General features: G+C 62.9%; 15 protein-coding genes. 10 read left to right on the forward strand and 5 right to left on the reverse strand.

Annotated elements, in window-relative coordinates; all coding sequences use genetic code 11:
• The first annotated feature begins 139 nt into the window (after nucleotides 1-139).
• The 7 genes from tkt to KQ940_RS10125 all read left to right on the forward strand — a co-directional run bounded on the left by tkt (nucleotide 140) and on the right by KQ940_RS10125 (nucleotide 11,533).
• Nucleotides 140-2,134 carry a transketolase gene (gene tkt, locus KQ940_RS10095; protein ID WP_217413430.1) on the forward strand — a complete coding sequence of 665 codons (1,995 nt, stop codon included), beginning with the start codon at nucleotides 140-142 and terminating at the stop codon, nucleotides 2,132-2,134.
• Between the two features lie 72 nt (nucleotides 2,135-2,206).
• The gene (locus KQ940_RS10100) at nucleotides 2,207-3,226 is read left to right on the forward strand and encodes a type I glyceraldehyde-3-phosphate dehydrogenase (protein WP_217413431.1); all 1,020 of its coding nucleotides are present in this window, start codon (nucleotides 2,207-2,209) and stop codon (nucleotides 3,224-3,226) included.
• Between the two features lie 65 nt (nucleotides 3,227-3,291).
• Complete coding sequence (locus tag KQ940_RS10105) at nucleotides 3,292-4,455, forward strand: phosphoglycerate kinase (protein ID WP_217413432.1); 1,164 nt, start codon at nucleotides 3,292-3,294, stop codon at nucleotides 4,453-4,455.
• Nucleotides 4,456-4,657: 202 nt separating this feature from the next.
• Entirely contained in the window at nucleotides 4,658-5,722 is a 1,065-nt protein-coding gene (fba, locus tag KQ940_RS10110; protein WP_217413433.1) for a class II fructose-bisphosphate aldolase, read from the forward strand.
• Nucleotides 5,723-5,917: 195 nt separating this feature from the next.
• Complete coding sequence (locus KQ940_RS10115; RefSeq protein WP_217413434.1) at nucleotides 5,918-7,294, forward strand: HD-GYP domain-containing protein; 1,377 nt, start codon at nucleotides 5,918-5,920, stop codon at nucleotides 7,292-7,294.
• A 35-nt stretch (nucleotides 7,295-7,329) separates the two neighbouring features.
• The gene (locus KQ940_RS10120) at nucleotides 7,330-8,397 is read left to right on the forward strand and encodes an efflux RND transporter periplasmic adaptor subunit (RefSeq protein WP_217413436.1); all 1,068 of its coding nucleotides are present in this window, start codon (nucleotides 7,330-7,332) and stop codon (nucleotides 8,395-8,397) included.
• Complete coding sequence (locus KQ940_RS10125) at nucleotides 8,387-11,533, forward strand: efflux RND transporter permease subunit (protein WP_217413438.1); 3,147 nt, start codon at nucleotides 8,387-8,389, stop codon at nucleotides 11,531-11,533. The genes KQ940_RS10120 and KQ940_RS10125 overlap by 11 nt, the downstream gene beginning before the upstream one ends.
• A gap of 110 nt (nucleotides 11,534-11,643) precedes the next feature.
• Here KQ940_RS10125 and KQ940_RS10130 read toward each other — a convergent pair whose 3' ends face one another.
• Complete coding sequence (locus KQ940_RS10130; RefSeq protein WP_217413440.1) at nucleotides 11,644-11,829, reverse strand: RSP_7527 family protein; 186 nt, start codon at nucleotides 11,827-11,829, stop codon at nucleotides 11,644-11,646.
• A gap of 128 nt (nucleotides 11,830-11,957) precedes the next feature.
• Between KQ940_RS10130 and gcvA the strand changes: the two genes are divergently transcribed.
• Nucleotides 11,958-12,875, forward strand: coding sequence for a transcriptional regulator GcvA (gene gcvA / locus KQ940_RS10135; RefSeq protein WP_217413549.1), 918 nt, complete (start codon nucleotides 11,958-11,960; stop codon nucleotides 12,873-12,875).
• A gap of 8 nt (nucleotides 12,876-12,883) precedes the next feature.
• Nucleotides 12,884-13,603, forward strand: a complete 720-nt coding sequence (locus KQ940_RS10140; protein ID WP_217413442.1) for an alpha/beta fold hydrolase — start codon at nucleotides 12,884-12,886, stop codon at nucleotides 13,601-13,603.
• A gap of 7 nt (nucleotides 13,604-13,610) precedes the next feature.
• Here KQ940_RS10140 and KQ940_RS10145 read toward each other — a convergent pair whose 3' ends face one another.
• Nucleotides 13,611-14,252 carry an NAD(P)-dependent oxidoreductase gene (locus KQ940_RS10145; RefSeq protein WP_217413444.1) on the reverse strand — a complete coding sequence of 214 codons (642 nt, stop codon included), beginning with the start codon at nucleotides 14,250-14,252 and terminating at the stop codon, nucleotides 13,611-13,613.
• Between the two features lie 112 nt (nucleotides 14,253-14,364).
• Here KQ940_RS10145 and KQ940_RS10150 point away from each other — a divergent pair, with 112 nt between their 5' ends.
• Complete coding sequence (locus KQ940_RS10150; RefSeq protein WP_217413445.1) at nucleotides 14,365-15,249, forward strand: LysR family transcriptional regulator; 885 nt, start codon at nucleotides 14,365-14,367, stop codon at nucleotides 15,247-15,249.
• A gap of 81 nt (nucleotides 15,250-15,330) precedes the next feature.
• Here KQ940_RS10150 and KQ940_RS10155 read toward each other — a convergent pair whose 3' ends face one another.
• The 3 genes from KQ940_RS10155 to KQ940_RS10165 all read right to left on the reverse strand — a co-directional run bounded on the left by KQ940_RS10155 (nucleotide 15,331) and on the right by KQ940_RS10165 (nucleotide 18,359).
• Entirely contained in the window at nucleotides 15,331-16,440 is a 1,110-nt protein-coding gene (locus KQ940_RS10155) for an aminotransferase-like domain-containing protein (RefSeq protein ID WP_217413446.1), read from the reverse strand.
• A 105-nt stretch (nucleotides 16,441-16,545) separates the two neighbouring features.
• The gene (locus KQ940_RS10160; RefSeq protein ID WP_217413447.1) at nucleotides 16,546-17,775 is read right to left on the reverse strand and encodes a cystathionine gamma-synthase family protein; all 1,230 of its coding nucleotides are present in this window, start codon (nucleotides 17,773-17,775) and stop codon (nucleotides 16,546-16,548) included.
• Between the two features lie 86 nt (nucleotides 17,776-17,861).
• On the reverse strand, nucleotides 17,862-18,359 hold the full coding sequence (locus KQ940_RS10165; RefSeq protein ID WP_217413448.1) for a DinB family protein: 498 nt from the start codon (nucleotides 18,357-18,359) through the stop codon (nucleotides 17,862-17,864).
• Nucleotides 18,360-18,384 lie beyond the last annotated feature (25 nt).

Below are 18,384 nucleotides of genomic sequence, written 5' to 3' on the forward strand. Positions count from 1 at the left end.
AAATTTTTCCCAATAAGGGATGAATTTGGCTCAAATCGGGTCAATTGGATTTGAAGCTGAGTGTTTTCTGCGCGAAAATTGCGCCCTTCATTTTTGATCTTCTCACCCGCAGATTGGGCCAGGCCCAGGAGTAGAGTAAATGTCCTCTCGTCGAGAACTTGCCAACGCGATCCGCGCGTTGAGCATGGACGCCGTTCAGAAAGCCAAATCCGGTCACCCCGGTGCCCCGATGGGTATGGCGGATATCGCCGAAGTGCTGTGGAACGATTTCCTCAAGCACAACCCGAGCAACCCGCACTGGTTCGACCGCGATCGCTTCGTGCTGTCCAACGGCCACGGCTCGATGCTGATCTACTCCCTGCTGCACCTGACCGGCTACGACCTCGGCATCGACGATCTGAAGAACTTCCGTCAGCTGCACTCCAAGACGGCGGGTCATCCGGAGTACGGCTACGCACCGGGTGTCGAGACAACCACCGGTCCGCTGGGCCAGGGGATCACCAACGCCGTGGGCATGGCGATCGCCGAAAAGGTGCTGGCGGCACAGTTCAACCGTGAAGGTTACGACATCATCGATCACTACACCTACGCCTTCATGGGCGACGGCTGCATGATGGAGGGGATCTCCCACGAAGCCTGCGCTCTGGCCGGCACCCTGGGGCTGGGCAAGCTGATCGCGTTCTGGGATGACAACGGCATCTCCATCGACGGCGAAGTGGAAGGCTGGTTCACCGACGATACCCCGGCGCGCTTCGAAGCTTACGGCTGGCAGGTGATCCGCGCTGTCGACGGGCACGACGCCGACCAGATCCGCGCTGCCATCGAGCAGGCGCGTGAGAACCAGGAGCGTCCGACCCTGATCTGCTGCAAGACCATCATCGGTTTCGGCGCACCGAACAAGCAGGGCAAGGAGGACTGCCACGGCGCGCCGCTGGGTGACGACGAGATCGCGCTGGCCCGCAAGCAGCTGAACTGGAACTACCCGGCGTTCGAAGTCCCTGCCGAGATCTACGCCGAGTGGGACGCGAAAGAAGCCGGTTCCCACGCCGAGAACGAGTGGAACGAGCGTCTGGCCGCCTACCGTAGCGCCTACCCGGATCTGGCCGACGAGCTGCTGCGCCGCCTGTCCGGTGAGCTGCCCACCGATTTCGTCGAGAAGGCCGATGCCTGGATCAAGGAAGTGGCCGACAAGGGCGAGAACATCGCCTCCCGCAAGGCCTCGCAGAACGCACTGAACGCCTTCGGTCCGCTGCTGCCGGAGTTCCTCGGCGGTTCCGCCGACCTGGCCGGCTCCAACCTGACCCTCTGGTCCGGCGCCAAGGGTGTCAGCCGCGAAGACGCCAACGGCAACTACCTGTACTACGGCGTACGCGAGTTCGGCATGAGCGCGATCATGAACGGCATCGCGCTGCACGGTGGTTTCATCCCCTACGGTGCCACCTTCCTGGTGTTCATGGAGTATGCCCGTAACGCCGTCCGTATGGCCGCGCTGATGAAGCAGCGGGTGATCTTCGTCTACACCCACGACTCCATCGGTCTGGGCGAAGACGGTCCGACTCACCAGCCGATCGAGCAAATCGCCAACCTGCGTCAGACCCCGAACATGAACACCTGGCGTCCCTGCGATGCGGTGGAATCCGCCATCGCCTGGAAAGCCGCCGTACTGCGCACCGACGGCCCGAGCGCGCTGATCTTCTCCCGTCAGAACCTGCCGGCCCAGCCGCGCAGCGAAGCCCAGCTCGACGATGTGCTGCGTGGCGGTTATATCCTCAGCGATTGCGATGGCGAACCGGAAGTGATCCTGATCGCCACCGGCTCCGAAGTGGCACTGGCGGTAGAATCCGCTGAAGCTCTGCGCGCCGAACAGCGTCGTGTGCGCGTCGTATCCATGCCCTGTACCGAGCGCTTCGATGCCCAGGACAAGCAGTACCGCGACAGCGTATTGCCGCCTAGCGTGACCGCACGTATCGCCATCGAAGCGGCTCACGCCGACTTCTGGTACAAGTATGTCGGCCTCGACGGCGCCATCATCGGCATGCGCAGCTTCGGCGAATCGGCCCCGGCCGGCGAGCTGTTCAAGCACTTCGGCTTCACCGTCGACAAGGTCGTCGGTCAGGCCAAGGCGCTGATCTGATGTATCCGGGGCGGCGCTCAGTCGCCCCGTTTCCGCTACCACCTCTTAAGATTCTGGTTCGGTAACAACGGTATGGCCTATCGGGTTGCGATCAACGGTTACGGGCGTATAGGTCAGAGCGTTCTGCGCGCGATCTATGAGCGCGGCCTGCAGCATGAGCTGCAGCTGGTGGCGCTGAACGAGCTGTCCGATATCGACACGGTGACCTACCTGACCCGTTACGACACCACCCACGGTCGCTTTCCGCTGCCGGTCAGCAATGACGGCGAGTCGCTGCTGATCGCCGACGACCGTATTCGGGTGCTGAACCAGGAGGACCCGAGGAAACTGCCTTGGGACGAATTGGCCGTGGATCTGGTGCTGGAGTGCTCCGGCTCGTTCAGCAGCCGTGCCATGGCGGAGCAGCATCTGGCCGCCGGTGCCGCGCGCCTGCTGTTCTCCCAGCCGGCGCAGGCCGACGTGGATGCCACCATCGTCTGCGGCGTCAATCAGCATAGCCTGAAAGCGTCGGATCGTATCGTCTCGGCGGCCTCCTGTACCACCAACTGCGTGATCCCGATTCTGGACCTGCTCGACCGCCATTTCGGTATCGAGCACGGCGTGACCACGACCATCCACTCGGCGATGAACGACCAGCCGGTGATCGACAGTTACCACCGCACCGACCTGCGCCTGACCCGCAGTGCGCTGCAGTCGATCATCCCGGTGGATACCGGGCTCGACCGCGGCATCGACCGGCTGTTGCCGCAACTGGCAGGGCGTTTCCGCTGCCTGCATGTGCGCGTGCCGACGATCAACGTCTCGCTGATGGATATGTCGCTGAACCTCAGGCGTGATACCAGCGCCGAGGAGGTCAACGCGCTGATGCGTGCGGCAGCCGAGTCGGGTCCGCTGCTGGGACTTCTGGGTTATACCGAGGAGCCCCACGCTTCGGTAGACTTCAACCGCGATCCGCGCTCCGGTGTGGTCGACGGTACCCAGACCCGCGTCGCCGGCGAGCGGATGCTGAAACTGATGTGCTGGTTCGACAATGAATGGGGTTTCGCCAACCGGATGCTGGATGTGGCCCAGCACTGGCTGCATCTGCGCTGAGCCGCCCGCGGGCGGTTCGGCTTACGCGTTTTATAACAACTTATACAGACTAACGGGAAACTGCGATGAGCGTACTGAAGATGGGCGAACTGGATCTGGCGGGCAAGCGCGTGCTGATCCGTGAAGATCTCAACGTTCCGGTGAAAAATGGCCAGGTGACCTCCGATGCGCGCATCCGCGCCTCGCTGCCGACCATCGAGCTGGCGCTGAAAGCGGGCGCCAAGGTGATGGTGATGTCGCACCTGGGACGGCCGACCGAAGGTGAATACGACGAACAGTACTCTCTCGCACCCGTTGCCGCGCATATCGGCAAGCTGCTGGGTCGTCAGGTGCCGCTGGTCAAGGATTGGCTCGACGGCGGCTTCGAGCTGAACGAGGGCGAGCTGGTGCTGCTCGAGAACGTGCGCTTCAATCCGGGCGAGAAGAAGGACAACGAGGAGCTGTCCAGAAAGATGGCAGCGCTGTGCGACGTTTACGTGATGGACGCTTTCGGTACCGCGCACCGCGCCCAGGCTTCGACCCACGGTGTCGGCAAGTTTGCGCCGATCGCCTGTGCAGGTCCCTTGCTGGCGAACGAACTGGACGCACTGGGCAAGGCGCTGGACAACCCGGCCCGGCCGATGGCCGCCATTGTGGGCGGTTCCAAGGTGTCGACTAAACTGGAAGTTCTGAACGCTCTGTCGGAGAAGTGCGACCAGCTGATCGTCGGTGGTGGTATCGCCAACACCTTCCTCGCTGCGGCGGGCAAGCCGGTGGGCAAATCGCTGTGCGAGCATGATCTGGTCGACACCGCCAAGGCGCTGATGGAAAAAGTGAACATTCCACTGCCGGTGGATGTCGTAGTGGCCAAGGAGTTCTCCGAGTCGGCCGAAGCTACCGTCAAATCGGTCGATGATGTCGCAGAGGACGATATGATCCTCGATATCGGCCCGCAGTCGGCGGCCAACCTGGCGGCGTTGCTCAAGGGCGCGAAGACGATTATCTGGAACGGCCCGGTGGGCGTGTTCGAGTTCGACCAGTTCGGCGAGGGCACCAAGACCCTGTCGCTGGCGATCGCCGAGAGTGAAGGTTTCTCCATCGCTGGCGGTGGTGACACCCTGGCGGCGGTGGACAAGTACGAGATCGCCGACAAGGTCTCCTACATCTCCACCGGCGGCGGCGCCTTCCTCGAGTTCGTCGAGGGCAAGACCCTGCCGGCGGTGGCGATGCTGGAGCAGCGCGGGCAGTAAACAGATCAAGGCCGATGGCACACAAGCCGGGGCAAGGGTACAGGTCGGGTCTGTTCAGGGTCGTCCGCCGCAGGGAAGCGGCGGTCGAAGCGTACAGGGAGGTATTCACAGCGTCCCTGAGCAGACTCGACCTGTGCCCGCATGAGTCAAACGTACCAAGCAGAACAGAATTTTTGATTAACCAAATTAAAAGGGTGACACCATGGCACTGATCTCCATGCGACAGCTGCTGGACCATGCAGCCGAACAGGGGTACGGCATCCCGGCCTTCAACGTCAACAACCTGGAACAGATGCGTGCCATCATGGAAGCGGCGGCCAAGACCGACTCGCCGGTGATCGTGCAGGCGTCCGCCGGGGCACGCAAATACGCCGGCTCCAACTTCCTCAAGCACATGATCCTGGCGGCGATCGAAGAGTTTCCGCATATCCCGGTGTGCATGCACCAGGACCACGGCACCAGCCCGGCGGTGTGCCAGCGCTCCATCGCCCTCGGTTTCTCCTCGGTGATGATGGACGGTTCCCTCGGCACCGACGGCAAGACCCCGACCAGCTACGAGTACAACGTGGACGTGACCCGTCGCACTGTCGAGATGGCGCACGCCTGCGGTGTCTCCGTCGAGGGTGAACTGGGCTGCCTGGGCTCACTGGAGACCGGCATGGCCGGTGAAGAGGATGGTATCGGTGCCGAGGGCGTGTTGTCCCACGACCAGATGCTGACCGACCCGGACGAGGCCGCCGAGTTCGTCAAGGCCACCAACGTGGATGCGCTGGCGATCGCCTGCGGTACCTCCCACGGTGCCTACAAGTTTACCAAGCCGCCCACCGGCGACACCCTGGCGATCGGCCGCATCAAGGAGATCCACGCCCGCATCCCCAACACCCACCTGGTGATGCACGGCTCCTCCTCGGTACCGCAGGAGTGGCTGGCGATCATCAACGAGTTCGGTGGCGAGATCCCGGAAACCTACGGTGTGCCCGTGGAGCAGATCGTCGAGGGGATCAAGTACGGCGTGCGCAAGGTCAACATCGATACCGACCTGCGCCTGGCGTCAACCGGAGCGGTGCGTCGTTTCATGGCGCAGAACCCGTCCGAGTTCGACCCGCGCAAGTTCCTCAAGGAGACCATCAGCGCCATGCGCGATATCTGCATCGCCCGCTATGAAGCCTTCGGCACCGCCGGCAATGCCAGCAAGATCAAGGCGATCTCGCTGGAAGATATGGCGGTGGCCTACGAGGCCGGCAAGCTGGACGCCAAGGTCAACTGAATTGACCTGTTTCGACAAGGGCGGCCCATGGGCCGCCCTTGTTCGTTGTGCAAAGGGCTTCAGCCTGATCGGTGACTGAGTAAAGACCGCTTCCCACCCCGTGCGTCGTCGGGCAGGATAGAGCAAGGAGGGTCGATCCGATCATTTTGTCGCTACGTATAGAGAGTGGGGGACGATCTATTCTGAGGAGGGGGAATGCAACGCTTCGATACCGTCGGCGGTCTCAAGCTGGCTGAGCTGATCGCCGCACTCAGCCATGCACTGGATATGACCGAGGGGCAACCGGCTGGCCACTGCATGCGCTGCTGCTGGATCGGCATGCGGATCGCCGAACAGATCGGGATGCCGGCCGAGCAGCGCTGGGAGCTCTACTACACCCTGTTGCTCAAGGATCTGGGCTGCAGCAGCAATGCCGCACGCATCTGCGAGCTGTATCAAACCGACGATCTGCGCTTCAAACGTGACTTCAAGCAGGTGGACGGCAGCCTGTCGCAGGTGGTGCGCTTCGTGCTGGGGCACACCGGGCTGACGGCCGGTGTTGCCGAGCGTTTCCGCTCGCTGCTCAACATCATCCGCAATGGCGAGGAGCTGGCCACGGAGCTGATCCAGACCCGCTGCGAGCGCGGAGCCGCCATCGCCCGCCAGCTGCGTTTCCCCGAGCCGGTGGCTGCGGGAATTCACGCCCTCGATGAGCACTGGAACGGGCAGGGCAAACCCGACGGCATTGCCGGCGAGGCGATCCCGCTCTATGCGCGCATCGCACTGCTGGCGCAGGTGGTCGATGTATTCCAGGCTGGAGGCGGAGCCGCATCCGCTCTGGACGAAGTGCGCACACGCCGTGGCAGCTGGTTCGATCCAAGTTTGGTCGACGCATTGGAGCAGGTGGCGCACGACGCCGGATTCTGGTCCGCGCTGCAGGATGAGGCGCTGGCCGCTCGGGTGCTGTCGCTGGAACCGGCCCATGCCGAGATCCCGCTGGACGACGACTATATGGATGAGATCGCCGCGGCCTTCGGCCAGGTGGTCGACTCCAAAAGTCCCTATACCGCCGGTCACAGTGAGCGGGTGGGACTGTACACCGACCTGATCGCCGAGGCGCTGGAGATCGACCCGGCACGACGGCGTTGGCTCAAGCGCGGTGCGCTGCTGCACGATATCGGCAAGCTGGGTGTCAGTAACTCTATCCTTGACAAACCCGGCAGGCTGGATGATCAGGAGTGGGTGGCGATGCGGGATCACGCACGTTTTACCGAAGAGATCCTCTCCCGCATCAGTGCCTTCTCCGAGCTGGCCCGGGTGTCCGCGGCGCACCACGAGCGTCTGGACGGTAAGGGCTATCCCCGTGGTGTCGGCGCCGAGGAGATAGCATTGGAAACCCGTATTATCACTACCGCCGATATCTTTGATGCGATCACCGCCGACCGTCCCTATCGGGGTCCGATCCCGGTGCCGAAGGCGCTGGAGATCATGCATCAGGAGGTCGGCACCGCCATCGATGCCCGCTGTTTCGAGGCACTGAAGCTGGCGCTGCAGCGATTGAAGATGGATCAGGAGTTGCCGGCCACCGCCTAGCGGGGTAAAGGCATTCGCCCAAGGAGTTGTTCAGTATGAAGCGCACCGTTGTGCTCTGTTTTGTTGCCGGACTGGCGCTGATCGGCTGTGGTCAGGACACACCGCCGAGTGGCGGCAGGCCGGGCGGTAGCAAGGCGCACCTGGTTGAGGTGGTTCAGGTGGAGCCGACGCGGGTGGCGCTGGAGCGCAGCCGCAGCGGGACGTTGCGCCACCTGCGCGAGGTGGAGATCCACACCCAGGAGGCGGGGCAGATCACTGAGCTGCCCTGGTATCCGGGCGATCGGGTCGAGGCGGGTCAGCTGCTGGTCAAGCTCGACGATCGGCTGCTGCGCTCGGAATATAACCGGGCGCGCGCCAGCCTGCGCGAGGCGCAGCAGAATCTGGCCCGGCTGCGTGAGCTGGCCGCCAACCGCCTGGTATCGCGTGAGGAGCTGCTGCGGCGGGAGACCGAGGCCGAGGTGGCCAGTGCCGATCTCGAGCTGCTGCAGACCCGGCTCTCCTACACCGAGATCGTGGCGCCGTTCGCCGGCGTCATCACCGCGCGGATGAGCGAGCCGGGCAATGTCGCCGAACGTTACGACCATCTGCTGACGCTGGCCGATCCCGAGGTGCTGGTGGTCGATGTCAGCCTGTCCGAGCTGATCCTGGCGCAGTTGAAACAGGGCGATTCGGTGGCGGTGACCATCGACGCGCTGGGCTTCGATCCCAAGCCGGCGCTGGTCAGCCGGATCTATCCCCAGGTCGATCCTGTGACCCGGCGCGGCACGCTGGAGATCCGCCTGGACCCGGTGCCTGAAGGGGCCAGGGCGGGTCAGTTCGTGCGCGTGCAGCTGCAGACCGCCGCCCGCGAGCGCCTGCTGGTACCGTTCAGTGCGCTCCGCTTCGACACCGCCAGCTTCCTCTACATCGTCAACGAGGCTGGAGAGGTGGTACGACGTGAGGTGGTCACCGGCAGCCGCCTGGCCGATCGCATCGAGATCCTGGACGGCCTGGTGTCGGGTGAGCGGGTGGTGACCCGTGGCTTCCTCGGTCTGGTGCCGGGGCAGCAGGTCGAGGTGGTGAGCCTCGCGCCAGATCAGGAGAGCGGCAGCGATGAGCAATGAGCTGCATGACCTGCTGAGACATGGCGGCGGCCTGGCCGGCTGGTCGATCCGCCATCCGGTCGGGGTGACGATGATCGCGTTGGCGGTGATCGTGCTCGGCGTATTTGCGCTGGGGCGGCTGTCGGTGGATCTGCTGCCGCACCTGATCTACCCGGAGATCCGCGTTCGCGTGGCCGACTCCGGCGTACCGGCACGGGTGATGGAGGATCAGGTGACCAAGGTGCTGGAGGAGCAGCTGGCGATCACCGAGGACGCGGTGTCGATCCAGTCGGAGACCGAGCAGGGGCGCAGCTCGGTGGATCTGGCTTTCCCCTACGGCAAGGATATCGATATCGCCCTGCGCGATGCCAGTACGCGGCTGGACCGGGCTCGGCGTCAACTGCCCGACACGGTGGATAACCCGGTGATCTTCAAGCTCGATCCGGCGCAGATCCCGGTGATGGAGTTCGCTATCAGCTCGCCGCTGCGCGACCCGGTGGAGCTGCGCAGCTGGAGCGAGGACACCCTGGCCAACTGGTTCATCAACCTGCCCGGCGTGGCGGCGGTCGAGGTGGGCGGTGGTCTGGTACGCGAGATCCAGATCCTGCCCGATCAACAGCGCCTGGCCGGGCTCGGGCTGGAGATGCAGGATATTATTGATGCCATCGAGCGCGGCAACCGCCAGGATCCGGCCGGTCGCCTGCGCATGAGCCAGCAGGAGCTGGCCGGGCAGATCAGCGGCCGTTTTGAGTCGGTGGAGGCGCTGGCACAGCTGCCGCTGCGGCTGCAGGATGGCAGCACCCTGGCCCTTGGCGAGGTGGCGCAGGTGCTCGACACCCATCAGGAGGAGCGGATCAGGATCCGCGCCGACGGTGTATCGGCGGTAAAACTGTCGATTCAGAAGCAGCCTACCGCCAATACCGTGGCGGTGGCCGATGCGGTGCAGGGTCAGCTCGACTGGCTGGAACGCAATAACCAGCTGCCCAAGGATATCGAGATCGTGCCGGTGTCCGATCAGTCGGTGTTCGTACGTCAGGCACTGAACAACTCGACGCTGGCGGTGATCAGCGGCGCCCTGCTGTCGATGGCGGTGGTCTACCTGTTCCTCGGCAATCTGCGTCGCACGCTGATCATCGGCAGTGCCATCCCGATTGCGGTGATGGTCACCTTCGTGCTGATGGGGTTCGGCGGGCTGACCCTGAACATCATGACCCTCGGCGGCCTGGCGCTTGGCGTCGGCATGCTGGTGGACAACACCATCGTCATGCTGGAGAACATCTACCGCCACCAGCGCATGGGCGAGCATCGCGGCCGCGATGCGGCGGTGGCGGCGGCCGAGGTCAACTCGGCGATCATCGCCTCGACCAGTACCAACCTGGCCGCGGTACTGCCGTTCCTGTTTATCGGTGGCCTGATCGGGCTGCTGTTTCGGGAACTGATCTTCACCATCTCGGCGGCGATCCTGGCCTCGATGGTGATTGCGCTGTCCCTGGTGCCGGCGCTGGCGGCACGGGTGCATACGGTCGAGGAGGGGCGGGTACGACGCTTTATCGACGGTCTGATGGCGCGGCTTGGCGAGCGCTATGCAAAGCTGGTGCTGGTGGTGTTGAAGGCGCGGCTGATCACCCTGCTGGCATTCCTGCTGATGCTGGGGCTGGCGTTGCCCACCTTCCTCAGCGGCAAGCAGGCGTTCCTGCCGCCGCTCGATAACGGCGAGATCTATATGTACATTACCGCCGACCCCGGTACCCGGTTGAATGAGTTGGACCGGCGGGTGGTGCGGATCGAGGAGCTGATTCGCCGGCAGCCGGAAACCCACTCGGTCTTCACCACCAGCGGTGGCGCCGTGTTCGGCAGCTCGGCGAGCGAACGCAGCAACAGCGCCCGGATTCAGGTCCAGCTGGCACCGCTGAATCAACGCAGGGTCAGCTCCGACGAGTGGATACGGCGGGTCACTCAGGAGATCGACGCACTCAAGTTCGCCGGTCTCAAGGTGCGGATGCGCCAGCGTGGCATCCGTGGCCTGCGCACCAGTGGCGGCGATGATGATGTCAGCCTGCGGATCAGCGGCCAGGATCTGCAACAGCTGGACCTGTTGGCGCGGCAGGTGGTCGATCGCCTGAGCGGGGTGCCGGGGCTGCGCAATCTGAGCTGGTCCAGCGAGGAGACGCAGCAGGAGCTGGAGATCCGTATCGACCGCGATCGCGCGGCGGCGCTCGGGTTCGAGGTGGAGGATCTGTCCGACGCGATGGCGATCGCGTTGGAGGGACGGGTGATCACCGACTTCATCGACGGCGACAGCAGCTACGACGTGCGCTTGCGCCTGCCGCGCGAGGAAGCCTCGACGCCGCAGGATCTGGAATCGATTCTACTGTTTCCCGGCAGTGCGGGACGTCCGCCGGTCTACCTCGGCAGCGTGGCTGACCTGCAGCTGACTCGCACCCCGGCCGAGATCAAGCGCGATCGGCAGATGCGTATCGTCGAGATCAGCGCCTCGCTGACCGAGGACGCCACCCTGGGCGGTGTCTATCAGCGCATCGCCGAGGTCACCGCGGAGCTGGAACTGCCGCCCGGCTACACCCTGTATGACGGCGGCGGCCTGGAGACGCTGCAGCAGGGGCAGCAGACCAGCCGCATCCTGCTGGCGCTGGCACTGTTCCTGGTGTTCGTGGTGATGGCGGTGCAGTACGAGTCGCTGCGCAACCCGCTGGTGATCATGACCAGCGTGCCGTTCGGCCTGATCGGCGTGGCGGTGGGGATCAACCTGCTTGGTTTGCCACTGTCGATGCCGGTCTGGCTGGGCCTGATCATGCTCGCCGGCATCGTGGTCAATAACGCCATCGTGCTGGTGGAGTATATCGAGCTGTCACGGGATCGCGGCATGAGCTGCAACGAGGCGATAGCCGAGGCGGCGCGGTTAAGGCTGCGACCGATCCTGATGACCACCCTGACCACGGTAGTGGGGATGATGCCGTTGGCGGTCGGATTTGGTGAGGGAGCCGAGATGCTGCGACCGTTGGCGGTGAGTATCGTCTGCGGACTCAGTTTTTCGATGCTGGTGGTACTGCTGCTGGTGCCGGTCAACTATTCGTTGCTGGCGCGGGCGGATCGACCGTCGGATGCGCATTCTGCCGGGGCAGAAAAGGCGTCTGGGTAAACCCAGCGTTGTTATGGAGTTGTCGCCGATCTTTTCTGGTTGGCAGGGATCTGCCGAAGATGGGATAAGGCGTGCGGTCGGTGGTAGATTACCGAGCCGCAATCACAGGCTTAGAGCGCCGGTGATTGCTGCAGGTTGTAAGCGACACGTACCTTGCTGCCCTTTTCAGACTTCTTGAAGAAAGCCTTGCGGAACAGGCTGGCGATGTAGGCAGAACGTTCGACACGGGCGCGCTCGATGTAGTAGTCGATGTCAACGCGGTTGAACTGGTCATATTTCACTTCAAAGTTGTCCATGGTGTACTCCTGCGTGTGTGTTCAGCATCAATTTATGCTGCTTATACTAAGGTTGTAGTTTTAGCTGGGCAAACGACGCTTTTTCAGTCTATAGTTGAGAAAAACTAAACAGCGAAAAGGAGCTCGCCATTAGACGCCTACCCCCCCTTAACGCCCTGCGAGTGTTTGAAGCAGCGGCTCGTCACGGCAGTTTCAACAAGGCTGCCGAGGAGCTTTGCGTAACACCCTCGGCGGTCAGCCATCAGTTGAAGTCGCTTGAGGAATTCTTGGGCCTCAAGCTGTTCCGGCGTGAAAAACGCCAGGTATATCTGACCAGCGCCGGCGAGCGTTATCTGGGCTCGGTACAGATGGCGCTGGATGAGCTGGAGAGCGCCACCCGGCGCATGATGACCTCCACCAACAGCTCGGCGGTCAATATCAGCGTTGCGCCGTTTTTCCTGACCCGCTGGTTGGTACCACGAATTACCCGTTTTCAGCAGCGCTTTCCCGACGTCGAGCTGCGCTTCAGCTCAACCATGGGCTATATCGACTTCGAACACTCGGATACCGATATGGCGGTGTACTACGGTCGCGGCAACTGGGAGGGGGTAGAGGAGCATCTGCTGCGCAATATCGTACAGACCCCGGTATGCGCGCCGTCGTTCCTGGAGGGACCCAACGCGCTGAAGGCGCCCCAGGACATTGTCAAACACACGTTGATCTACATTACCGGTCGACGACATGAGTGGAACCGGGCCCTGCGCGAGATCGGCGTCAGCCTGTCCGACGCGACCCGTACCATGTCCTTCTCCAGCACCTCGCTGGCGGTGTCCGCCGCCACCGAGGGGATCGGCATCGCGCTGGCGGACCGGGTGCTGGTCGAGCGCGAGATCGAGACCGGCAAGCTCGCCGCGCCCTTCGACCTGGCTTTCGACACCCAGAACGCCTTCTACCTGGTGTACAAGAAGAACCGGGCGCTGACCTACGGCATGGGCGCGTTTCGCGACTGGATCATCGAGGAGATGCAGATGGATATCGCCGCACATGCCGGCGGCAAGCAGGAATAACCAGGCAGATGACGCAAATACCTATCTCGACCCTGATGCTGCTGCCCGGGCTGCTCTGCGATGAGGCGGTCTGGCAGGAACAGATAACCGATCTGCGCGATCTGGAGTGCCGTGTCGTCGATTACGGCGCCGCCGATTCGATAGGTGCGATGGCCGATATCGTGTTGCAACAGGCACCGGCGCGTTTTGCGCTGGCCGGGCACTCCATGGGCGGGCGCGTTGCGCTGGAGGTGTATCGTCGGGCGCCTGCACGGGTTGAGCGGATCGCCCTGCTCGATACCGGCTACGAGGCGCGCCCGGCAGGTGCCGCCGGCGAGCCCGAACGGCAGAAGCGCCTGGCCCTGCTCGAGCAGGCGCAACGGGAGGGGATGCGCGCCATGGGGGCGGTCTGGGCGCAGGGGATGGTGCATCCGGACCGGTTGCGCGATCGCGAACTGATGGAGTCGATCCTGGAGATGATCGCGCGCAAGACGCCGGAGCTGTTTCATGCCCAGATCCGCGCTCTGCTCGAGCGGCCCGATGCGACTCCGGTGCTGCAGTCCCTGCACTGCCCCACGCTGCTGTTGGTCGGCCGGCAGGATAGCTGGAGCCCGCTCGAACGCCACGAGGCGATGGCTGAGCTGGCCCCGGCCGCTGTGCTGCGGGTGATTGAGGACGCGGGCCATATGAGCACCATGGAGCGACCGAGGGCGGTCACGGTGGCGCTGCGGGAGTGGCTGGGCTTATAGCCTCGTGTCAGGCGTAGGCCAGGGTAAAGCGGCTGTTCAGATGCTGTGGCGTCTCCAGCTCATCGATCATCGCCTTGGCGTAATCCTGTACCGAGATCTGGCTGTTGCCCTCGCTATCACTCAGCAGCTGGTCGCTGCCGAGTTGGTACCGGCCGGTCCGCTCACCGGGGGCGATGATCGCCGCCGGTGACAGCATGGTCCAGGCGATCTCACTCTGTGCGCGCAGCCTGTTCAGTGCGTATCGGGCGCCTTCCGCGGTGCCCTTGTACTGAGCCGGGAAATCGGGCGTGTCGATCAGCTGCACGCCGGGCGCCACCTCCAGGGAACCGGCGCCGCCGACCATCAACAGGCGTTTCACCCCGGCGACCTTGGCGGCGGCCAGAATGCTGTCAAATCCTTGGCTATAGTAGCCCTGTACATCCTGCTGGGCATGCCCGGAGAAAGCGCTCAGCACCGTATCGAACCCTGCCAGGCGCTCGCCCAGTACCCGGGTATCCAGGACATCCACTTGCTGGGCGATCAGGCCGGGCTGTGCTGTCAGCCGCTCCGGGCGGCTGACCAGGGCGGTGACGCTATGGCCCCGGCTCAGGGCCTCCTCGCGCAGGGCAGAACCGATAAAGCCGCTGGCACCGATCAGTGCGATATTCATGATGACTTCCTCATGCAGTTATGTGTGATGAGGGACATTGTGCTTGGTGCTATTGATTTGAAAAATAGGTCAAACGATAATTCATTGTTATTGAATTCGTAACGGTCGTGCGATGCTGAACGAACTGGATCTGAACACGCTGCCGCTGTTTATCGCTACCGCGGAAGCGGGCTCCTTTACCGCGGCAGCCGAGCGACTGGGTTGTACCAAGACCAAGGTCAGCCTCAATATCCGCGCGCTGGAAAAGCGGCTGGGACTGACGCTGTTTAACCGCACCACGCGGCAGGTCAGCCTGACCGAAGCGGGCCAGCAGTTGTACCAGGCCTGCCAGCCGTTGTTGGCACGCTTGGGTGAAACGCTTGCCGACGCGGGTACCAGTGCCCGCAGCCTGACCGGAACCCTGCGTATCACCGCACCGGTAGACCATATGGCACAAAGCCTGGCGCCGGCGGCGGCTGCCTTTGGCAGGGCACACCCCGAACTCGATGTCGAACTGCGCAGCGGCGACAAGGTCAGCGATATGGTTCGCGAAGGGATCGATCTGGCGATCCGTATGGGGTGGCTGAAAGACTCCAGTCTGCGAGCGCAGAAGCTGGGTGAGTTTGAGCAGATGATTGTCGCCTCGCGGGCCTATCTCGACGAAATGGGTGAACCGCATCATCCCGGAGAACTGAGTCGGCACCGCTGGATCGAGTTCACCCCGCTGCCCAGTGCGCTGACCTGGAGTTTTACCAAGGGCGCAGAGCGGATCCAGGTGCAGATGCATAGCCACTTCAGGGTCGACAGTACCGCCGCCCTGCGCAGCCTGATTCAGTGTGGTGCCGGTTTGTCGGTCATGCCCAGCTATCCGGGTTGGCAGGAGGTTGGGCTGGAGAGGCTGCTCCCCAACTGGCAGCTGCCGAGTGGCGGCATCTACGCCGTATTTCCGCCCGGCGCCTTTGTCCCGGCCAAGGTGCGTGCCTTTGTGGATTTCTACCGTCAGTGGTTGAGTGCATAACCGCCGAGCAACCGTTGCCGGACCGCGCGTCGCTGCTTGATCCGATCCCCGCAGGCCGATCAATGGCGCGACAGCGGCGGCTTATCGTGCTTCGAACAGGGACGCCAGCCGGTTGCAGGCTGTAGTCAGCTCCGTCTCCGGGTACCAGGCAAAACAGAGGCGCATGCTGTTGGCGCAACCTTTGTCTGCCGAGAACAGCGGGCCAGCAAAATAGCCGACCCCCTCAGCCTTTGCTGCCTCCAACCTGCGTATCGGTTCGTTGCCATCGGTAAAGCTGACCCAGAGAAAATAACCACCGTCGGGCCTGGCGATCTGTACGCGCCCGCCAAATGCGCTGCACAAACCCCGGTATAACAGATCCAGCCGCGACCGGTAGGTTTGCCGTAATCCGACCAGATATTGCTGGAACTCGCCATTGGCGATCAGCGGCTCAACCAGTGCCGAGCTCACCGGTGCCAACCCGCCACCACTCTTGAACAACGGCGAGCTCAACAGTGACAGCAGAGTTGCTTCGGAGCCCTGGATCCAGCCCAGTCTCAGCCCCGGCGCAAGGATCTTGGAAAAACTGCCCAGGGAGAGGACCGGCGCCTGTGGATCGTAGCAGGCCAGGGGAGGGGGCGGTTTGCGGTCGAAGTAGAGGCATTGATACACCTCGTCCGCCAGCAGCGGGCAGTGGTAGCGTTTGGCCAGTGCCACCAGCTGTTCACGCCGTTCACTGGGCTGGGTGACGCCGGTGGGGTTATGGTAGCTCGGTATGGTGTAGATGAAGGCGGGTTGGTGCTGCTGCAGCGCCGGCTCCAGCAGATCCGGTCGGATACCCTGATCATCCATCGCAATGGCGACCGGTTTCAGTCCGTGTTCGGCGAACAGCTTCAGCGCAATGAAATAACTGGGATCCTCCACCAGCACGGTGTCACCGGGACGGGCCAGCCGGGTGCAGATCAGATCCAGAGCCTGGCTTGTACCGGCCGTCACCATTAGCTGGTCGGCATCGACGGGATGGTCATATTCACCACTCAACCAATTGGCCAGGGTGTACCTGAACCGGCCGTCCCCGGCCTCCTCGCCATAGGCAAGGTCCTCTCTGCGCAAGCTCAGGGAGCGGAACAGTGCGGTCGGCAGCAGGTCGGGGTCGGGTTGGCCAATCCCCAGGTCGATAATCTCTTCGGGTTTCGGAATCTGTAGCGCCATCTATTCAGACTGGCAATAACGGGGCAGGAGTGCAACCGGAGGCGGGATATTGCCCGTCTGCGCGACCACGCCCGGTACCTTGATACCGGGCATGACTTGCCGTGATCAGCTCAACGCCTGCGCAAAATCGGCGAGCAGGTCCGCCTGATCCTCGATCCCGACCGAGATGCGGATGGTGCCTTCGGAGATCCCCATCGAGGCGCGGCGCTCAGGACCCATCTCGTAGAAGATGGTATGGGCGACCGGGATCGCCAGCGTGCGGTTATCACCCAGGTGGCTGGACAGCACCACGCACTGCAGTTTGTTCAGCACCTCGAAGCAGGTGTCGTCGTCGACCAGATCGATGCTCATCAGCGAGCCGAAACCGCTGAACAGCTCCTGCGCACGCCGATTCTGCGGATGGTCGGCGAGACCTGGGTAGTACACTCGCTTGACCGCCGGATGCCGATCGAAAAACTCGGCCAGCGCCTGGGCATTGCTGCACGCCTTCTCCACGCGCAGGGCCAGGGTCTCGGCGCCGATGGCGATGCGGTGGGCGGAGTCCGGTGCCAGCGTGGCGCCCATATCGCGCAGCCCCTTCTTGCGGATCTGCTGCAGGCCCCATTTCTGCGGATCGCCGGTGCGGTATGAGGGGTTGATGTTGGGGTAGCCGCTCCAGTCGTACTGGCCCAGGTCCGTCACCGAGCCACCGAGCACCTCGCCGTGACCGGCGATGATCTTGCTCAGCGAGTTGATGCTCAGGCTGGCGCCCACCGCCTTCGGCCGAAACAGCGCCGGTGAGGACATGGTGTTGTCCACCACGTAGACCAGCTGCTGCTGGTGACAGAACTCGCCGATCGTCTGCAGGTCTGCCACCTGGGTGCAGGGGTTGGCGATGGTTTCGACAAATACCATGCGAGTGTTAGGCTGCAGCGCCGCCTTCACGTTGGCCGCGTCGGTGGCGTCGACGAATGTCACGTCGATGCCGAACTGGGTCAGGGTCTGGAAAAAGCTGTTGGTATTGCCGAACAGGAACTGGCTGGAGATCAGATGATCTCCGGCTTTCAGCAGCGTCAGGCAGGTCGCGGCGATTGCCGCCATGCCGGTGGCGAAGCAGACGCTGTCGCTGCCCGCCTCCAACGCACTGATCTTGCTCTGCAGGGCGGTGGTGGTGGGGTTGTTCTGGCGGCCGTAGGAGTAACCGGGCTGCCGGTTCTGAAACACCGCGGCGAGCTCTTCCGCGCTCTTGTAACCGTACAGCACGACATTGTGCACCGGCTTGTGCACCGAGCCGTGTTCGATCGGCGATTCGCGATCACCGTGTACGATCTTGGTGGTAAAACCCTTATCTTTCATCTTGATAACTGCCTTGGATAGCCGGTCGATAACTGTAGCTGTTAACCTGAGTCGCGCCTCGACGTGACGCCGGTTGAAATGAACGGTCAGCTGTCCACCGAACTGCGGAGAAAGACCGGCAAGTCCGTAGTGGGTGGAAAAACATCGAGCGTGTATAGCATGTCGGCAACATGTCCCCGATGATACGTCGTATGGTTGACGACGTGGAGGATTATATCTTCACGTGACATCGCACCCTCACCGCCGCCAATGAACTCAAATGGCACCACTTCCTTTAATTGTGTGTCGGTCAGGGTATCCGCATAGTCGATAAACCAGCGATCGATCGCATGTTGATCAATGACGAGGTCGCTCATGGCGGGCGGGGTGGTCGGGTTGCGTGTTGTCAGGCCGTGCGGCTGACCCGTCAGGTGACACTTCCAGACGAAATCCATTGCATAGCTATGGTTCAGCGTGTGGATGATGCTGCCAAACCTGATGGGGCGCGGTGCGATGAGCTCCGATTCGGGCAGTTCGGCTACCGTCGACAGAAACAGATCATCGGCCCAAGCCTTGTAACGTGTGAGTGTCTGTACTGCATTCATGTGGCCCTTCCATTTAGCTCATGAC

Source organism: Marinobacterium ramblicola, assembly GCF_019084545.1.
Taxonomy (GTDB): Bacteria; Pseudomonadota; Gammaproteobacteria; order Pseudomonadales; family Balneatricaceae; genus Marinobacterium_D; species Marinobacterium_D ramblicola.